19 protein-coding genes and 1 tRNA gene are annotated in these 15,284 nt (G+C 67.8%); 4 read left to right on the forward strand and 16 right to left on the reverse strand.

Annotated elements, in window-relative coordinates; genetic code table 11:
• The 9 genes from ACIA8X_RS04145 to ACIA8X_RS04185 all read right to left on the reverse strand — a co-directional run bounded on the left by ACIA8X_RS04145 (position 1) and on the right by ACIA8X_RS04185 (position 6,958).
• Positions 1-846 (reverse strand): bifunctional DNA primase/polymerase, encoded by an 846-nt coding sequence (locus ACIA8X_RS04145; RefSeq protein WP_393455880.1) that lies wholly within the window; start codon positions 844-846, stop codon positions 1-3.
• On the reverse strand, positions 843-1,706 hold the full coding sequence (locus ACIA8X_RS04150; protein WP_393455883.1) for a hypothetical protein: 864 nt from the start codon (positions 1,704-1,706) through the stop codon (positions 843-845). The genes ACIA8X_RS04145 and ACIA8X_RS04150 overlap by 4 nt, the downstream gene beginning before the upstream one ends.
• A gap of 87 nt (positions 1,707-1,793) precedes the next feature.
• Positions 1,794-2,258, reverse strand: coding sequence for a hypothetical protein (locus ACIA8X_RS04155; RefSeq protein ID WP_393455886.1), 465 nt, complete (start codon positions 2,256-2,258; stop codon positions 1,794-1,796).
• A 204-nt stretch (positions 2,259-2,462) separates the two neighbouring features.
• A complete protein-coding gene (locus tag ACIA8X_RS04160; RefSeq protein ID WP_393455889.1) occupies positions 2,463-4,598 on the reverse strand; it encodes an FtsK/SpoIIIE domain-containing protein in 2,136 nt (711 codons plus the stop codon).
• A 102-nt stretch (positions 4,599-4,700) separates the two neighbouring features.
• A complete protein-coding gene (locus ACIA8X_RS04165) occupies positions 4,701-5,018 on the reverse strand; it encodes a hypothetical protein (RefSeq protein WP_393455892.1) in 318 nt (105 codons plus the stop codon).
• 2 nt (positions 5,019-5,020) lie between these two features.
• Positions 5,021-5,368 carry an RRQRL motif-containing zinc-binding protein gene (locus ACIA8X_RS04170; RefSeq protein ID WP_393455895.1) on the reverse strand — a complete coding sequence of 116 codons (348 nt, stop codon included), beginning with the start codon at positions 5,366-5,368 and terminating at the stop codon, positions 5,021-5,023.
• On the reverse strand, positions 5,368-6,267 hold the full coding sequence (locus tag ACIA8X_RS04175; protein ID WP_399457720.1) for a DUF2637 domain-containing protein: 900 nt from the start codon (positions 6,265-6,267) through the stop codon (positions 5,368-5,370). The genes ACIA8X_RS04170 and ACIA8X_RS04175 overlap by 1 nt, the downstream gene beginning before the upstream one ends.
• A complete protein-coding gene (locus ACIA8X_RS04180) occupies positions 6,264-6,689 on the reverse strand; it encodes a hypothetical protein (RefSeq protein WP_393455901.1) in 426 nt (141 codons plus the stop codon). The genes ACIA8X_RS04175 and ACIA8X_RS04180 overlap by 4 nt, the downstream gene beginning before the upstream one ends.
• The gene (locus ACIA8X_RS04185; protein ID WP_393455904.1) at positions 6,689-6,958 is read right to left on the reverse strand and encodes a DUF6284 family protein; all 270 of its coding nucleotides are present in this window, start codon (positions 6,956-6,958) and stop codon (positions 6,689-6,691) included. The genes ACIA8X_RS04180 and ACIA8X_RS04185 overlap by 1 nt, the downstream gene beginning before the upstream one ends.
• 562 nt (positions 6,959-7,520) lie before the next feature.
• Here ACIA8X_RS04185 and ACIA8X_RS04190 point away from each other — a divergent pair.
• Both ACIA8X_RS04190 and ACIA8X_RS04195 read left to right on the forward strand, forming a co-directional pair.
• Positions 7,521-8,315, forward strand: a complete 795-nt coding sequence (locus ACIA8X_RS04190) for a GntR family transcriptional regulator (RefSeq protein ID WP_393455907.1) — start codon at positions 7,521-7,523, stop codon at positions 8,313-8,315.
• Positions 8,312-8,977 (forward strand): YdcF family protein, encoded by a 666-nt coding sequence (locus ACIA8X_RS04195; RefSeq protein WP_393455910.1) that lies wholly within the window; start codon positions 8,312-8,314, stop codon positions 8,975-8,977. The genes ACIA8X_RS04190 and ACIA8X_RS04195 overlap by 4 nt, the downstream gene beginning before the upstream one ends.
• On the opposite strand, the gene ACIA8X_RS04200 is transcribed toward ACIA8X_RS04195, so the two are convergent.
• The 3 genes from ACIA8X_RS04200 to ACIA8X_RS04210 form a co-directional block, all read right to left on the reverse strand.
• Positions 8,974-9,330 (reverse strand): 4-fold beta flower protein, encoded by a 357-nt coding sequence (locus tag ACIA8X_RS04200; RefSeq protein WP_393455913.1) that lies wholly within the window; start codon positions 9,328-9,330, stop codon positions 8,974-8,976. The genes ACIA8X_RS04195 and ACIA8X_RS04200 overlap by 4 nt on opposite strands.
• 42 nt (positions 9,331-9,372) lie before the next feature.
• Positions 9,373-11,031, reverse strand: a complete 1,659-nt coding sequence (locus ACIA8X_RS04205; RefSeq protein ID WP_393455916.1) for a P-loop ATPase, Sll1717 family — start codon at positions 11,029-11,031, stop codon at positions 9,373-9,375.
• 251 nt (positions 11,032-11,282) lie between these two features.
• Positions 11,283-11,696, reverse strand: coding sequence for a DUF6233 domain-containing protein (locus tag ACIA8X_RS04210; RefSeq protein ID WP_393455919.1), 414 nt, complete (start codon positions 11,694-11,696; stop codon positions 11,283-11,285).
• Positions 11,697-11,831: 135 nt separating this feature from the next.
• Between ACIA8X_RS04210 and ACIA8X_RS04215 the strand changes: the two genes are divergently transcribed.
• A tRNA-Ser gene (locus ACIA8X_RS04215) sits at positions 11,832-11,917 on the forward strand.
• Positions 11,918-12,000: 83 nt separating this feature from the next.
• On the opposite strand, the gene ACIA8X_RS04220 is transcribed toward ACIA8X_RS04215, so the two are convergent.
• From ACIA8X_RS04220 to ACIA8X_RS04235, 4 genes are all read right to left on the reverse strand, one after another.
• Complete coding sequence (locus tag ACIA8X_RS04220; protein ID WP_393455922.1) at positions 12,001-12,402, reverse strand: amphi-Trp domain-containing protein; 402 nt, start codon at positions 12,400-12,402, stop codon at positions 12,001-12,003.
• Between the two features lie 101 nt (positions 12,403-12,503).
• Positions 12,504-13,037 (reverse strand): DinB family protein, encoded by a 534-nt coding sequence (locus tag ACIA8X_RS04225; protein ID WP_393455925.1) that lies wholly within the window; start codon positions 13,035-13,037, stop codon positions 12,504-12,506.
• A 109-nt stretch (positions 13,038-13,146) separates the two neighbouring features.
• Positions 13,147-13,578 (reverse strand): hypothetical protein, encoded by a 432-nt coding sequence (locus ACIA8X_RS04230; RefSeq protein WP_399457721.1) that lies wholly within the window; start codon positions 13,576-13,578, stop codon positions 13,147-13,149.
• A 98-nt stretch (positions 13,579-13,676) separates the two neighbouring features.
• On the reverse strand, positions 13,677-14,543 hold the full coding sequence (locus ACIA8X_RS04235; protein ID WP_399457722.1) for a bifunctional DNA primase/polymerase: 867 nt from the start codon (positions 14,541-14,543) through the stop codon (positions 13,677-13,679).
• A gap of 386 nt (positions 14,544-14,929) precedes the next feature.
• Here ACIA8X_RS04235 and ACIA8X_RS04240 point away from each other — a divergent pair, with 386 nt between their 5' ends.
• A complete protein-coding gene (locus ACIA8X_RS04240) occupies positions 14,930-15,262 on the forward strand; it encodes a hypothetical protein (RefSeq protein ID WP_393455934.1) in 333 nt (110 codons plus the stop codon).
• Positions 15,263-15,284: the final 22 nt, after the last annotated feature.

A 15,284-nucleotide genomic window follows, 5' to 3' on the forward strand; every position in this document is an offset into this window, starting at 1 on the left:
TCACAGTCCCAACATGGTGCGAGCGTTGTTCCATGCGTCCGTGCAGTGCCGGGCCGTCTCGCCCTTGGTGCGGGCGGCGGTGAACAGGCGGGCGACGTGGGTGTCGGTGAGGCAGCCGCACCGGCCGTGCGTGGACAGCACCGCGAGGAACGTCCCGTAGACGGTGGCGTGGATCGCGCTGCGGGCGGTGGTGATGCGCTGCTCTGCCATGGCGATGCCGCGTTCCAGGAAGGTGGGCGTGCGGTGCGGGCACTGCCCGCCGCTGGACCCGGCGGGCGCGCTGGCGTGCGGTACCGGCCGGGCCGGGGAGGGCGTCTTGGCGGCCAGGGCGCGCACGGTGTCCGGCAGGTCGACCATGAGGCCGGCGCCGGACCCGAGGTAGCGGGCGTAGGACATGGACGACTTGATGTCGACATCGGGACGCACCTTGTTGCGGGAGGCCATGGCTCCCCGGTAGATCCAGTGCTCACCGCGTGTCGTCGGCACGGTCCGTGTGGCGGGCAGGGTCTGGCGGGCCCATGCGATGGCGTCCGCGTCGTCCAGGTCGACCACGGTCAGCCCGGCGCCGCCGGGGTGGTAGCCGACGCACACCGCGCGGCGCCAGGCTGCCGCCCACGGGGGCGCGACGATGACGGCCGGATCGGTGGTCGCGGCGGCCCAGGCGTGGCAGACGCCGGGGCACTGGCACGGGCCCGGGGTCTTCATGTTCGGCCGGCCGCCGCACGCGTTGTCCACGCACGAGGAGCAGTTGCCGAACGGGACCTTGCCCCGGCGCAGGGGCAGCACCGGGACGCCGGATGTGGCGAGGCTCAGCGCGGTGTGCAGGGGGTAGGGCGTCTCGCTCATGCCGCGCTCCGATCGGTGAGCAGCGTCTGCCGGTGGGTGGGGATGGCAGCCAGGACACGGGTACGCCAGCGCAGGGCGTAGTCGATGCAGTTGGCGCAGTTCTTGTGCGGGTGGTCGGGCAGAGGGGGCCGCTTGCGGGCGTGGTAGCTCCAGGCCGCGGAGTCCGCGGAGGCGAGCAGGTGCCCGACGCTTTCCAGACCGAGGATCTTGAACCCGAAGCCGTGCAAGCGGTAGCCGCGGGCCGCCATCGCGGTGACGATCGCAGCCCCTTGCTTGGTGGACTGCAACCGGCATACCGAGCCCAGCCCAACGGTGGGTTCACGGCGCAGGTCGACGCCGTAGCTCTCGTACAGGTCCGCGCACGCGTGGTACTCGTCCACGGTGCGGCCTTGAAGGGTCGGGATGATCCGCAGGGTCGGGGCAAGGGAGCGCAGGTCCAGGAAGTTGTGCACGGTGCGCCGCTGGTGCTCCGGCACGCTCAGCTTGGTCCCGACGAACGACAGGGGGCCGGCCGTGCCGCCGTTGATGATGAGGTCTTCACACATCCAGTCCTGACCGGCCGCCCAGTCGTAGGGGCCGACGTGTTCCCAGATGCGGCGCAGGTCTTCCACGTACTGGCGGGGGCTGCGGGTCCAGCGGCCGTGACGCTGGAGTTCCGAGAAGCCGCCGGAGTCGACCGCGTACCGGCCGCGCGCCGGGTACAGCGTGGCCGCGGCGGCGAAGTGCTCGGATTTCAGGAACAGCGGCACGTCGGTGAGCTTGACCCAGTGCCGTTTGTGAGTGGTCAGGTAGAACCGCATCCCGCCCTCGGCGGGAGCTCCCGCCAGTAAGGCTCGCGGGACGGTGGTGGGTTGCGTCATGCTGGGAGACCTCCACAGGTCAAGTGGTTGGCAGGTGGACAAGAGCGGCCCCGGACTTTGGCGAGACGGGGGCCGCTCTTGGCGTAGCTAGCCGTGGAAGTGGTTGCGCTTGAACGTCGCCTTGCGGATGTTCACGGTCGTGCCGCCCTGGTGGTCGCTCGCGCTGAAGAGCTGCACGGCGATCCATCCGCCGAAGATCACGGCGGCCAGGATGATGAGCTGGGTGATGAACGCGGTGAGCGCGGCGATGAACGAGGTGAGCAGGATCAGCCCGCCGCACACCGCGAGGAACCCGACGCCCCCGAGGGCGACGTTCACGGCCGTGCGGGACACGGCCGGCTTGGCCGTGATCGGTTCGGGCTGGACGGGGTTGATGGCGTAGCCGGTGACGACGCGGCCGTCCGGCAAGACGATGCTCGCCACCGCCGGAACACTGCCGGGCTGCACCGGCACGAGGGGTGCCGACACGGCCACGGCGGGCGGGAGCGGGGTGGGCTGGTGGACTTCCACGGCCCTCTGCGCGGGCACGTGCGGGGTGTGATCGGGGTACATGCGGAATCCCTTCCGGTACTCGGCCGGGGAGGTGGAGACACCCCCTTCGGGGTGCCGTGTGGAGGGGCGTTTTAGGGGTCTGAGCAGGGCGCCTCCCCGCCTCCCCGAAACGATGTTTGTGCTGATCAGCGCGGGGAGGGGGGCCCGGGGAGGGGTTTGGGGAGTTCTCCCCGCCTCCCCGGGCCGGACGGTCGTTCCTCCCCGCTACTCGGCAGCAGAAGCGGAACCCTCGCTGTCGCGGTTGGCGAGCGCGCGGGCCACGTCGTCGCGACGCACGACCATGACCCCGTGGGACTTCTTCGGCTCCTCGCCGTGCTCCTCCAACAGCCGCTTCAACCGGCCGTTGTTCCACTCGCGGTAGACAGCCGTGTCCAGCGCATGCAGTCGCTTCAGCACCTCATCGGTGCGCAGCCGCGCCGCGTCGCCGATGACGGCCGCCACGTCGGCGAGCGCATCGCGCTCCTCGTCGCGCTCGATGGCGTGCAGGGTGGCCACTCCGTCGCGTAGGGCCTTGGCGCGGGCGGCGATCTCGGCGGCTGGTTCGTCGTCGATGAAGTGGGTTCGCACGGTGATGGAGGACTGGCCGGCGGGGATGGCGATGCCGTCGGAGGCGACCACGAGGGTGCCCTTGTCCAGGCCCTGGCGCAGCAGGTGAGGGGCGGCGCCGGCGTTGACGGCCTTGGCTCCGAGCGCCATCTCTGCCTGTGATTCGGTGCCGACCACGAGGGAGGCGCGGGTGTGGGCGCCCTCGCGGACCAGCTTGGGAAGGTTCTGGTCGGTGGGGTCCTGCGTGCCCTGCCACATCAGCACGTCGACCGCACGGCCCTGATTGTGGATCTCGCGCACGGCCATGAAGTAGCGGGAGGTTGCCTTGGCGCCGCCGTAGGGGCGGCCGTCCTCGCCCTTGGCCGGGCACATGAACGCCTTCTGCGCCTCGTCCACCAGCACGATCAGCGGCGGGAACACGAGGGAGGGGTCCTTGCGAACCGCCTCGATCCGCCGGTTCATCTCCTCCACCGCGTCCTCAACCATCTCGGTCGCCTGAATGCAGTGACTGTCGGAGGGGCCCTCGATCAGGACCTTTGCGATGCCGTCGAACGGTGCCCAGTCACCGACACCCTTCAGGTCGGCAATCCAGAACTGCACCGTCCTATCCAGCGCCAACCACAGGGCGAGCGCCCGCAGGGCGGCCGTCTTGCCCTGGTTGGACAGGCCCGTGACCAGCAGGTGGCGCTGATACACGCTCAGCTCAGCGGCATCACCGCGCAGGTCCTGGCCCCACGGTGCCCGACCGGTCTTGTAGTTCGCGGTCAGCGTCTCGTCCGTGACCAGCGGGGAGGGGCCGATCGGCTCGTCCAGCGCGCCCGAGTCTGCGATCCACAGCCGCACGGTCCGCGCGGCCTCGGGGATCGTGATGAACACCTCGTGCTCGTGCCGGGTCAGGTTCTCGGCGAGCTTGCGGCGCTTGTTCTGCACCTCGTTCGTGGCCACCCCGGAGGGAAGGGTCACGTCGACTTCCACGCCGCATCCGGCGATCCGGATCGGACCGAGCATGGACGCGCCGGCGTCGCCCATCTCCTTGATGGCCCGGGCCAGGGCAGGTACTCCGAGGTCGCGCAGGGCCTTGACCACGATGGACGGGGTGATCGGCTCGCCCTCGCCGTTGCGGACGTTGGCGGGCAGGGCCCAGTTCGGTGCCGCCTGCTGCTTGCGGCCGACCGACCACAGCGCGAGCAGGGCCAGGAACGGGCCGATGGTGAGCGCCGGTCCCCACACCACCTGCACGATCCGGATGAGCAGGGCGATGAAGTCGATGGTGGCCGACAGCGGGGTGATGACGTCACCGACGTGACCGGTGTTGATGGCCATCACGACGCCGAGCGCGACCAGGACGCCGATGCTCATGCCGGCTCCGACGGCCACGCCCTTTGCGGCCTCCACCGGCGAGTGGAGCAGGTCCATGCGGCGGTGGTGGCGGGCGGCGCGGAAGCGCTGCAACCGCTCCTCCCACTCTTCGGCCGCCTCCAGGTTCCCCGCGGCTTCCGCCGCCCGGATCATCCGCTCGTACCGGGACCCGGTACGGCCGTCCCACGCCCGGCGGGCCACGATCCGCCCACCGTTGAAGGTGTAGAGGCTGTGCCGGGCCGCCGCCCGGACCGTCGCGCGGGTCCTCGTGTGGGTGACGCCGGTCTTGATGACGCGGCCGGAGCGGATCCACAGCGGCACGGGCCGCGCGGGCGGCGCGGGCGGCGCGTCCGGTACGACCGTGAGCACGGTGGGGGCCGTGTCGTCGGTGGTGGGGTCGGTGGGCTTGTGGAGGTGGACGACGTTCTCAGACATGCTGGTAGTGCTCCTGACTGCCCCCAGCGGGGGCGGGAGTAAGGGAGAGAGCCGGGGTGGCCGGGTCCGTGGAAAGAGCGGCCACCCCGGTGTGATGGCTGGTCAGAACCAGCCGGAGGACTTCTTCTTGGCCTTGGCGCGGTCGGCCTCGGTGATGAGACGCTGACGCTCGCCGTGCAGGGCGGTCAGTTCCGCGTTCAGCCGGATCTCGGCAGAGCTGCCGGTGGCGTCCATGCGCTGCTCCTCACGGCCCGCGCTGCGGCCCCGGGCCACCTTGTAGCCACCGACGGCCAGGGAGCGGGCCATGGCCCGGCGCTCGCTGCCGTTCAGCGGCCACCACTCACCCCGGCGGACCGCTTCCAACTTCTTCGTGGTCGCCTGAATCTCTCGGTCCAGGCGACGGATATCGGCGTTGCGCATGGTCAGACGCTCCTCGGAGAGTCGGCGGGGGTGGGGTAGGCGCAGGGCACGCAGGACCCGAGCGAGGCGGGGATGACGTAGCCCGCATCGCGCCGGCACTGCGGGCAGACGCGGCGGGCGGCGTTCGCCTTGGCCAGCGCCGCCCACCGGCCCGGCGTCATCGGCCTCACCGGCTTGGCGAGGTCGACGCGGTAGAGGTAGGCGACCAGCGGCCCCCGGCGCCGGCGCGGCCGTTCGAGCTGCGCGGCCACGCCCTGACCGCCGGGCCGTAAGCCACGGGCACGGAGTTGGCGGCGGGTGGCGTAGCCGTCCGGGGCCAGGCGCCACCGGAACACCGGCAGCGCCGCCATCACGCGACCTCGGCCGCCGTCGTGGCGCGTTCGGCGAGGATCGTGTCCCGCAGGGAGCGGGCGTTGGCCGGTGACGTGTGGATGGCGCGGCGGATGCCCTCGCCGGTCACCTTCGCGTCCGGCCAATCAGCCGTCGCCTTGCGTGCTTCGGCGAGCAACTGTTCCGGCGTGCGCTTCGGCCGGGTCGACTTCGCCACCGCCGGGACACGGCCCGTGGCGCGGCGCGGCCGGGTCGATTCCACGGCCGCCACGCGCCGCTCGATCGGCGCGGCGGGGGCCGGGTCGATCGAGGGGTACGGCTTGGCCGGGAGCGTCGTCTTCAGGAAGCCGACGGCCACCGGCCGGGGCAGCACGGTCACGTTCGGCGTGATCGGCGCCGGAGTCGATACCGGCAGGTCAGCCGTAGACCGTTTCACGTTGGTATCAGTAGATTCCTTCGCATTCGTGCTCGCGGTCGGGATTGGGTCGGGGCGGTGATGCAGCACCTTGGCCACCAGGTCGGAACCGAAGTAGATCGACCCGACCGGCAGCGACGTGGCGAGCAGGACCAGGGCCCAGTTCGCCGGGTCCCAGTCGGCCAGTCGACCCCAGTCGACCGTGTGGCCGTGGAGCTCCGGGACCAGGCCGTGCACGTAGTTCAGGACCAGCGAGGCGATCGTGTACGCCCCGAGCACCCGCAGCGCGAAGCGGCGGGCGTCGCCGGTGAGTACGAGGGTGGCGATCAGGGCAAGCGCCATCAGACCGTCGACCACGAACGGGTACAGCATCGCGGCCGTATCGTCCGCACCCACGGCACCGGCGATGTCCCGCAGCGCGTTCCACGACACCCGAAACGCCATAGCGACCACAGCGACCAGTGCCAACACCAGGGCAGTGCGTCCCTTGCGGTGAAGGCTCATGACCGGCCCTTCCGCCACGGGAAGGGACGGGTGTGGTGCGCGGCGCGGAAGATGTGCAGGGCCACCCCGGCGGGGGCGTCCGGCTTGGCGACCGGGCGAGCGCCGGTGATCGAGGCGAGCATGCGGGCGGCGTGGTGCTCGCATCCGTCGGCGCCCGCATTCTGCGCGTCGATGATGGTCACGACGACCGGGCCACCGCAGGGCGTCGGGTCCTCCGGGTGCGCGGCCGGGCACCGGACGACGTTCCCGCTGGCCGTCTCGTCCACCATCTCGATCAGCCGCTCTACGGCCACCTCAAGGCGGCCGATCATGCGGGCCATGGCGGTGCCGTCCAGGAGGTTCACGCTCGCCGCAGCCGCCAACGTCTGGCGGGCCGCCTCGATGGTGCAGCGGTCGAATTCGGTGAGGTCGAAGCGGGTCATCAGGCAGCACCCCCCGGCACGGTCGCGCTGGCCGCGCGGTTTCCCAGCACGACCCGGGCGGCCAGCGCCCGGCGGCGGGCCCGGCGAATGCGGCGGTTGTCCACCTCACTCGGCGTGCGGTCCAGGGTGACGATGTACGCATCCAACAGGTCGACGTCCGCAAGGATGACGGGCATCTCCTGCTCGATCGCGTCCAGCTCCGCGTCCGTCGGCTCCATGAAGTCGGCGAACGCGGTAACAGCGTCCTGAACAGTGACGATGTGGTTCATGGGTCGTAGTTCCTTCCAGCGAGGAACGGCCCGAACGCGGCTCCCGGGATGCCCCCCGGGAGTCGCTTGCCGTTGGAGTCGGTTCCGGCTCCCCTCAGCGCTGCTCGTACGAGACGAACAGCGGAGGCAACCGGCCGCCGCACGTGATGCGGCGAGGGTCAGAGGTGCGCGGGCCTGAGCCGCGCTGGACGCCTTTTGCGGGAGGTGACGGCCCGTCGTGCGCGATATGGATCTGTGCCTCAGTCCCGCTCCTCCGAGGAATCGCATCTCGGGCTCTTCGCGCGGCGTGTGTGCCCTTGGGCAGATCCGTTCTTTTGAGTCGGCGCGTGTCCCTGAACGGGAGGTGACCGACTGGTCTCCACTCGCCTCAACCGGAGTCGTCACGGCCGTCGTATCTGCGGTGGATCACGCTGTGGAGTTGTTGGAGCAGCCCAAAGAAGGCCCCTCTCGATCCGCTGTCCTAGGACTGCGAACCGCTTGAGAAGACAATGGCGCACAGTCCCAGGACTGTCAACAGTCCTGGGACTGTGCTTCACTGGTCGATGTCGAGAGGAGGTTCTGCATGGCGCCCAAATGGCGGGAGCTTGCGGACCGGATCGCAGAGAAAATCCGGAACGGCGAATACGCGCCCGGCGAGCAATTGCCGCAGATCAGAGACCTTGTGGAGGCGGGCGAGGGGTCCAAGTCCACGGTCCACGCGGCGTACAAGGCTCTGGAAGCCGAGGGGCTGGTGACCTCCTCGCGAGGCCACGGCACCGTCGTCCGGCAACGGGCACCGCTCAAGAGGCTCGGCATCGCACGCTACGACAAGGCCAAGTGGCGGGACGGAGACGAGGTCGCGTTCATCGCGGACCGCGTGGCGTCCGGTCGTGCGTACCGCAGGAACGAGCAGACTCAGAGTGTCAGCCGCGTGGAAGCGCCGGCGCTGGTGGCTCAGGCTCATGGGCTGCCGGAAGGCTCCGAGGTGTACGCACGTGCGCGCCTGGTCAAGGAGGGCTCCCAGCCCACCCATACGCTGACCAGCTACTACCGTCCCGAGCATGTGGAGGGGACGCGCATCGTCGACCCGACTCCGGGTCCCGCTGGCCGTGGCGGCGGCTTCCGCGTCCTGTACGACGCCGGATACGAGATCGACCACATGAAGGAGGAGCTGTTCGCGCGAGTGCCCACCACCGAAGAAGCTCAGCTCCTTCAGCTATCTCCAGGTGAATGGGTGGTGGAACTTCACCGCACCACGTACACAGCCGACGGGACTGTGGTGGAGTTCGCCATCGGGGTCCACGCGGCTACGCGCTTCGCGTGGGCGTACGACTTCAAGGTGCCCGACTCGGCGAACACGGAGGATGAGAGCAAGTGATCTCCACTCAGGCGTGGGCAGACGCTCAGCGGCTCTGGGACTTCCAGCAGATGGGACATGAGCCGCGCCCCTGCTCCGTCGCGATAGGGCTAGGCAGCCACGACCTGGGAGTGGCTGACACCACCGCGGACCTGTACCACCGAGGCATGGCGCCGCTCATCGTCTTCACGGGAGCGACCAGCCGTACGACGCGCGAGCGGATGCCGCGCGGCGAGGCTGAGCACTACCGGGACCGCGCCGTGGAGCTGGGCGTGCCGGCGGACGCCATCATTGTCGAGCCGAAGGCCCGGAACACGGGCGAGAACATCCGCCTTTCGCGCACCCTGCTTGAGGAGCGGCGCGTTCCCGTCTTGTCCGTCCTGTTGGTCAGCAAGCCGTACGAGGAACGGCGCGCGTACGCAACAGCGCGCAAGCTCTGGCCGGACGTGGAGTGGGTCAGCGCATCCACGCCCATGACGTTCCCTGAGTACGTCGACTCGATCCAGGACGCACGTCTCGTGATCGACATGCTGGTCGGTGCCCAGCAGCGGCTCATGGTCTACCCCCGCCAAGGGTTCATGATCGAGCAGGAGATCCCCGATGACGTGGCGGCGGCGTACGAGCGCTTGCGGGGTGACGGGTTCACGAGTCGACTCGTGCCAGAGGGAGCAAGCCACGGCTAGCGGCCTTCAATGAAAGATGCCCAGTCTTCTTGTGACCATATAAGAGAAGGTATTGGGGCGATGGGTGCCACACTTATCACTGGCAGCGTCGGAGATTCCCTAGGATCCGGCGGTGCCGGAGGCAGACCGGGGATGGGAGTGATTGGGCCGCCAGTGGCCCCGCCCACCCAGGCAATCGGTTCGCCATGCGAATTACGCAAATAGCCGTCCCTCAGCGTTCCACGGTCATGACCCCTGTAGTTGACGACGCGATCACTCACCAGGAACGCTTCGGCTTCACCGCGCAAGCTGTAAATGACGCCAGAGAGCAACCATGCGCATACGCGGCCATTCCGGTCACGTATTGGCTCCACGCATCCCCCTGGATCGGTCCTCCAACAAATGTGACAGGTGGCTCATCCTTGCCGGAGTCCGTCCAGTCTAATGTCTAGGGCCGCCTGGAAAGTTGGATGGATGGTAAATCCTACAGTCGCCTCAAGGTTGCTGAGTCTTTCGGCGAACTCCGGAAATGTCCGCACGTAGCGCACCGTGCTCTGACCGCCAGTCAAACAGCCGATGAATCCAATGTTGTACAGCAGGGCAACCAAAGGGCCATACCAAGCAGCCCAACCCCCTTGGGGGTTCCTCCACATTTCAGCCGTGTAGTAGGCGAGCCATTCGCCTCCCCTGAAATAAGGATCCGCCGGAAGAAGAGCGACGTCCTCAACGCGCCTTGTGAAATCTTCCCTTGCCATCGGAACGACTGCGCCATTGAACATACTAAAGACGCGGTCAATGTCGGGATATGACATCTTCCACTCATCGCGCAGCGCGAGAAGTCGCTTGTAGGAGTACGAGTCCTCAGCGTTCTTGATGTCCTCCCATGAGACCCTCTCATTATCCGCAGTCGCGAATGTCTCGTTGAAAAATGCGATGATGTCTCGCGGACGCATAAGAGTCCGGGTAAGCATGTAGTCAAAAGCGTCGCCACGCGTGGTGTTCACACGCGGGAGGACATCAGCGATGGAGCTGCTTGGCGCTCCCTGCTTGGCGGAGGCTACTCGCAGTCGGCTGCCGACGAGGTCGCGAAGCTCCGCTGGACCCCAGCGCATATGGAAGGAAAGAGAGCGAAACTTCTCCTCCTGGCCTCCACTCCTGTGACCGAAATCCAGGTTCTCGAAGATGTTCGTCCTTAGGGCAACGATGACTTTCAGGTTTCGAATGCGCTGAAGATCAAGCACTGCCCTGAAAAGACAGCGAATCAATGAGTTCGCGATCTTCTCGTCTACCCAATCGCGATCAAGGTCATCAATCACGACGTAGGTGAAATGTTGGCGACTGTCAAGAATATCCTCATCGAGGACCTTGAGCATCTTATTCAGTCGCGCCATTTGCGTTTCGTTGACGATTCGCTGAAATCGATCCGTCAGCTCTCGGCGCGTTTCAGTTGAATACGAATCGGCAAGGCCGCCACCAATGGTCGCTGTTGCCGTCCCGACAGTACCGCTGGGAAAGCCGACACTCCCCTTGGCTTCTTTATTAATCTTCTCTTCGAATTTCTCAGTGATCTCCCTGACCCGCTCATCAGCTTCAACCCAAAAGCGATCCTGGAATTCCTCAAGATACTCCAGCGCTTGACGCTTACCGGCGTCACGCTTGATCTTTTCCATCAAGGTGGAGAGGAAGTTCATCTTCGCGGCGTATGAATCAACCTGATACCTGTGGCGAATCAGCTCTACAAGGAGAACGTGCTTCCAGAGGGCGATAAAGAGGGGGTCGAGACTAACGTCAAGCTCGTCCAAATATCGCATCACGCCGAGGTTAGTAATGTAATTCAGGGAAAGATCTTCGGGAGCAACTCGGACAACGTGATCCGGGTTTTCTTCTTCCAGGCGCTGAAGCAATGCTGACTTCCCGCTACCAGTTCTGGCAATCACAAAGCAACGGGGATCTTCCTTCGATGAAACTGTCCGGTAGTCATCGGATTCGTAGAATGCCTCCATGAGTAGCGGATCGGCCTCTGCTTGCTCTCCACCAATGCTGAAGTTCGATCCACGAACACCACCAGACCTCATCCGGCCCCCCCTTGAGGTATGACGAAGCACACATGCTACTGCCGTCTTGCTAAGTAGGTCAGGGGTTTGCCCCGAACAACTTCGGCTCATGCAAGGCCACTTGGCATGCTTGCTTAAACCCGTCCGGGGTGCTGGCTCCTAAGCCGCCAGCGATGCTGCATGAGCGGGAAGACCGGCAACGTTGACTCACGGGCGAGGAGGGCGCCGCCCATCAGGACAGGGAAGCACCGGATAACTTGCGTTGAGGCTGGTCACGCCACGTCGAGGCCCAGGTCGCTGTCGGGCCGACAGAAGCCGCATGGCTCGATGTTCGGGTCCGTGAGCGAGACCCGCGCGTCGTGCTCGCTGATCCGGTGGGGTGGGCCTTCGATCATCGCGCAGTCGTCGACGTGGATGATGGCTGGCTCGGGCCCTCGGGGCGTGCGCTTCTGCTGGACGACGAACTGAGGCCGGGGCACGATCTGCGCCACAGAGCCCGGGCCGGCGCCCCCCTTGGGGAGTCGCGGCCGCCGAGGACGTGGCGCTTCTGCGCGGGCGAGCGCGGCATGGACGGCGTCGCGCTGGAGGCGAAGGTAGATCGTGACGGTCTCGTTCTCCGCGATCTCCTTGTCGAGGTGCGCCAGGATCGCACGGAGGCGCGGAGGATCCGGTGGCAACTCGTTCACATGTTCGATCGTAGGCCTGTCTGGGCGTCGTGAGTACCTAGCGCCGGCCACCGATCGTTCGTCCGATCACGGAGCCCTGCGGCCATCCTCTGGCCAATAAGGCTCGGACGGTGCGGCTCGATAAGGCGAAGTAGCAGGTCAGAGCTCATCCGTGTCCGCGAACCGACCGGTCTTGAAAACCGTCGTGGCGCGAGTCACCGTGGGTTCAAATCCCACACCCACCGCTTGTCAGATGACATAAGGCAAGGTGAGAAGGGGTGCCCGGAGGTCCGGGCACCCCTTTCCCGTGGTCGGACCGCGCCGCTCAGGACTTCTTCGCGGGCGCCCGCTTCGACGTTCTGCCTCCGCCGCTGCCGCCTCGCCGGGGACTGGCAGCCGTGCTCTTCCGCCCGCCCGCGGCCGCCTTCTTTGCGCCTGCCGCAGCCTGCGAGGATGCTGTCCGCGGTGACGCCGTCCGTGGTGACGTTGTCCGGGCGGCGGATGCGGTCGGCCACTTGAACTCGATCTCCAGCTCGATCTCATCCTCACTGACCTCGACCTCGATCTCGCTGCGCAGGTCGGAGGGGATCCGCAGGCTCAGCTTCCAGGGGTCGAGTTCCACTTCGGCCTCCCCGCCCTGCCTCAGCGCGGCCGCGAGCGCCTCGAGCTGCTCCGCTGCCTCAAGGCGCGACAGCGAGCGCTTCTGCTCAAGCTTGAGGTCCTTCATGGCACTCTCCGATCCGGGGCAAACGGAAGATATCCCCTATTTTGACGCCCCGTGTCGGCTTGGACATCTCGCAGAGTGCCGCGTGGCGATGCGGTGCCTGATCAGGCTTCCGTTCGTTGGACCCGCAGCATCCGCAACTGCCCGATCTCCGCGACGTTCTTCATCAGCTCGGCGTTCACCCAGCCGATCATGTGGGCGACGGTGTACTGGGGATCGTTCGGCCAGGGGAATGGTGCTGCGGCGTCCAGGTCGGTGTTGTCGTCGACGTCGTCCACCGCCGCCAGCCAGTCGGTGCGCAGGTCGCGCAGCCAGGCGACGGTCGCCGTCCCGTCGCCGGGCCAGGTGACGTCGGTCCGCTCCCGGGGCGGACGGCCCCGCAGATGGTCGGTGGCCACGCTCCACCACCACCCGATGTGCCAGCTCACCCAGGCGATCGTGGGCACGGGAACGGGTTCGGGTTCGGTCTCAGCCCAGTCCGGAACCCAGGTGCCGTCGGCGGCCTGGTGCACCGTCCAGCAGTGCGGTCCCGGCTCCCACAGGAAGTCCTCTGGCCGGAGTCGGTCGAGGTGGTACTCGAACAGCGCCCAAGTGAGATCGAACTGCCAGCGCATCAGGTCACGTCGGGAAACGCTCATCGGCCGACCCTTGCACAGGCACTCCCCTCCGGGCCAAGCCGATTTCCGCGCTACGGCGCCCCTGGCGCCCCTGCCCCCCCCGCCCCGCTACACCTCGCCACCCGCCCCGCTACACCTCGCAGTCCCGCGCCAGCTCATCCCACGGAACCTCCCGCAACGCTTCCTCCGCGTCACAGCCGGACGGCACGTACGGCGTGGGCTGGAACCAGATGATCGTGAGGGCGGAGCGGTAGAGGACCGGGTCGTGGGCGCGGTCCAGGGCCGTGGAGTGGAAGGCGCCGACGCAGGCCACCGGCGGCAGCACCTCGACCGGGCCGAAGCCGCCCGCGTACTGGTCGGGATACTCACGCGCCGGCGGCACGAGGTGCACCGGCGTGGCGGGGCGCGCCTGCTCGGCCGCGCGGACGAGGCCCTTGATCTTCACGTCGTTGACCGGCTTGCAGGGGTAGCCCTCCAGCATTCCGCCGTACGTCGAGGAGAACCGCAGCTCGGAGAGGTCGAGCGAGCGGCCGGACACAAGGATGACGCGGGTCAGCGACATGGTCGGCACTCTAGGGCGGTGGTGCATCGGGCTCCCGTGAATTTCAAGGCCTGTTCCGCGCCTGTCAGGCGCCGACGCCCGTCAGGGTCAGTGCCCTGTCAGGGCCGGTGCCCCGTCATGCGTGCCGCCGACGCGATCGTCGCGCGGGCCTCACGTTCGGTCAGGCCGGTGTTGAGGGCCGCCTCGACGAGGGGGTCGACCAGGGCGGGGCCGATGCCGTCCTCGTAGGCGCGGCAGGCCGCCCAGAACAGGCGGGTGTTGCGCTGGCCCTCGTGCGCGCCGAGCACGAACTGGACGAGCCCCTGGCCGTGGCCGCCGGCCGACGGGGGCGCGTGGTGGTGCGAGCGGGGTGGCGGGAGCAGAAGGCGCAGCAGGGCGCGAGGGCAGCGCGCGGGGGTGATGTGGGAGGTGCCGGGTGCGGTGCTGTAGACGCCGTGGTCGGTACGGGAGCCGGGGCCCACGAGGTAGCCACCGGCGCCCCGGATGTCGATGCCGGGCGCGAGGCGGCTCGCCGAGTTGGGGACGACGATGTCGGCCGGGCCGGTCAGCCAGAGGTGGCGTCCGCCGCTGGGGGTCAGGACGACCACGGTGGGCGGAATCGTGAACAGGTGGCGCAGCGCCAGTTCGCGCAGAGCGGCCGAGGAGTCCGTGCCGGATTTGGTGTCGAGGTCGATGCCGATCAGGTGGTGCGGCGGAAGACCGCAGGCGATGCCGTAGCCCGTGGCCCAGGGGGCGGCCGCGAAGAGTTCGCGGATGCGGGCGGGGTCGGTGGAGGCGTCGTAGACCCCGTGCCCGAAGCGGCCGCACTCGCCGTGGCAGCGGGCGGGGTCGGGGTCGTCACGGTGCGGGGAGCGCAGGGCCGGGAGCTTCGTCCGGGACAGGGGGATGACGGCCAGTCCGCGCTCGGCGGCTGACAGGGCGTGTGCGAGGGCCAGCGTCGTGGCCTGCCGGTCGGTGGTGGCCATGCCTCCATGTTCGTACGAATGTTCGAAAAAGGAAAGAGGGATTAGGGGTGACCTGCCGGGCGACTCGCCGGTCGGCGGAGATTGGCGGGATGTGCGCAGGAACGCTTCACCCCTTGCGGTGCTTGGGGCGTGGCTGTCCCTACCGCCCTGATCTGCGAGGTAGGAGTGGCGAAAGGGGTTTATCGACTTGTCATCACGCTTGAGGGCGAATCGGGGCTTCCGGGGTGGTTCGCCGGGGATTCGGTGGGCAACTCTGATCTTGCGACGTCGTGCAGGACTCCGAGGCGGTCGGCCAACTGCCTTGGAGCGAGCAGTACTTCAGTGCTTCATGCACCACCAATGCGTCCGGCGGGGAGCCTGGGCGCACCTGTTCTGGAGGAACAAACATGGCAAGCATCCGTACCGCCCGCGTCATCGCAGCCTTCTCCGCCCTCCCGCTCGCCGCCGCCCTGTTCACCGGCGTCGCGGCGGCGGACAACGGCGCCATCGCGGACAACGGATCCAGCGCGTCTGTCACGGAGACGGAGGCCGCTCAGGGCCTCATCGGCAGCGGGGTCGGCGGCGACAACTACGGCACCTCGTCCACCACCCAGCAGCAGGCGACCGGCGCCGGCGCCTCGAACCAGAGCAACACCGCCCAGGTCAACGGCTCCGCGTTCACGGCCGTCAACCAGGGCAACGACAACACGTCCGTCAACTTCACGCCGCTCTGGTGGTGAGCTGAGGGGGTCGGTGCCCCTG

Origin of the sequence: Streptomyces sp. NPDC051738, assembly GCF_044453205.1 — a bacterium.
In the GTDB taxonomy this organism is placed as follows: Bacteria; Actinomycetota; Actinomycetes; order Streptomycetales; family Streptomycetaceae; genus Streptomyces.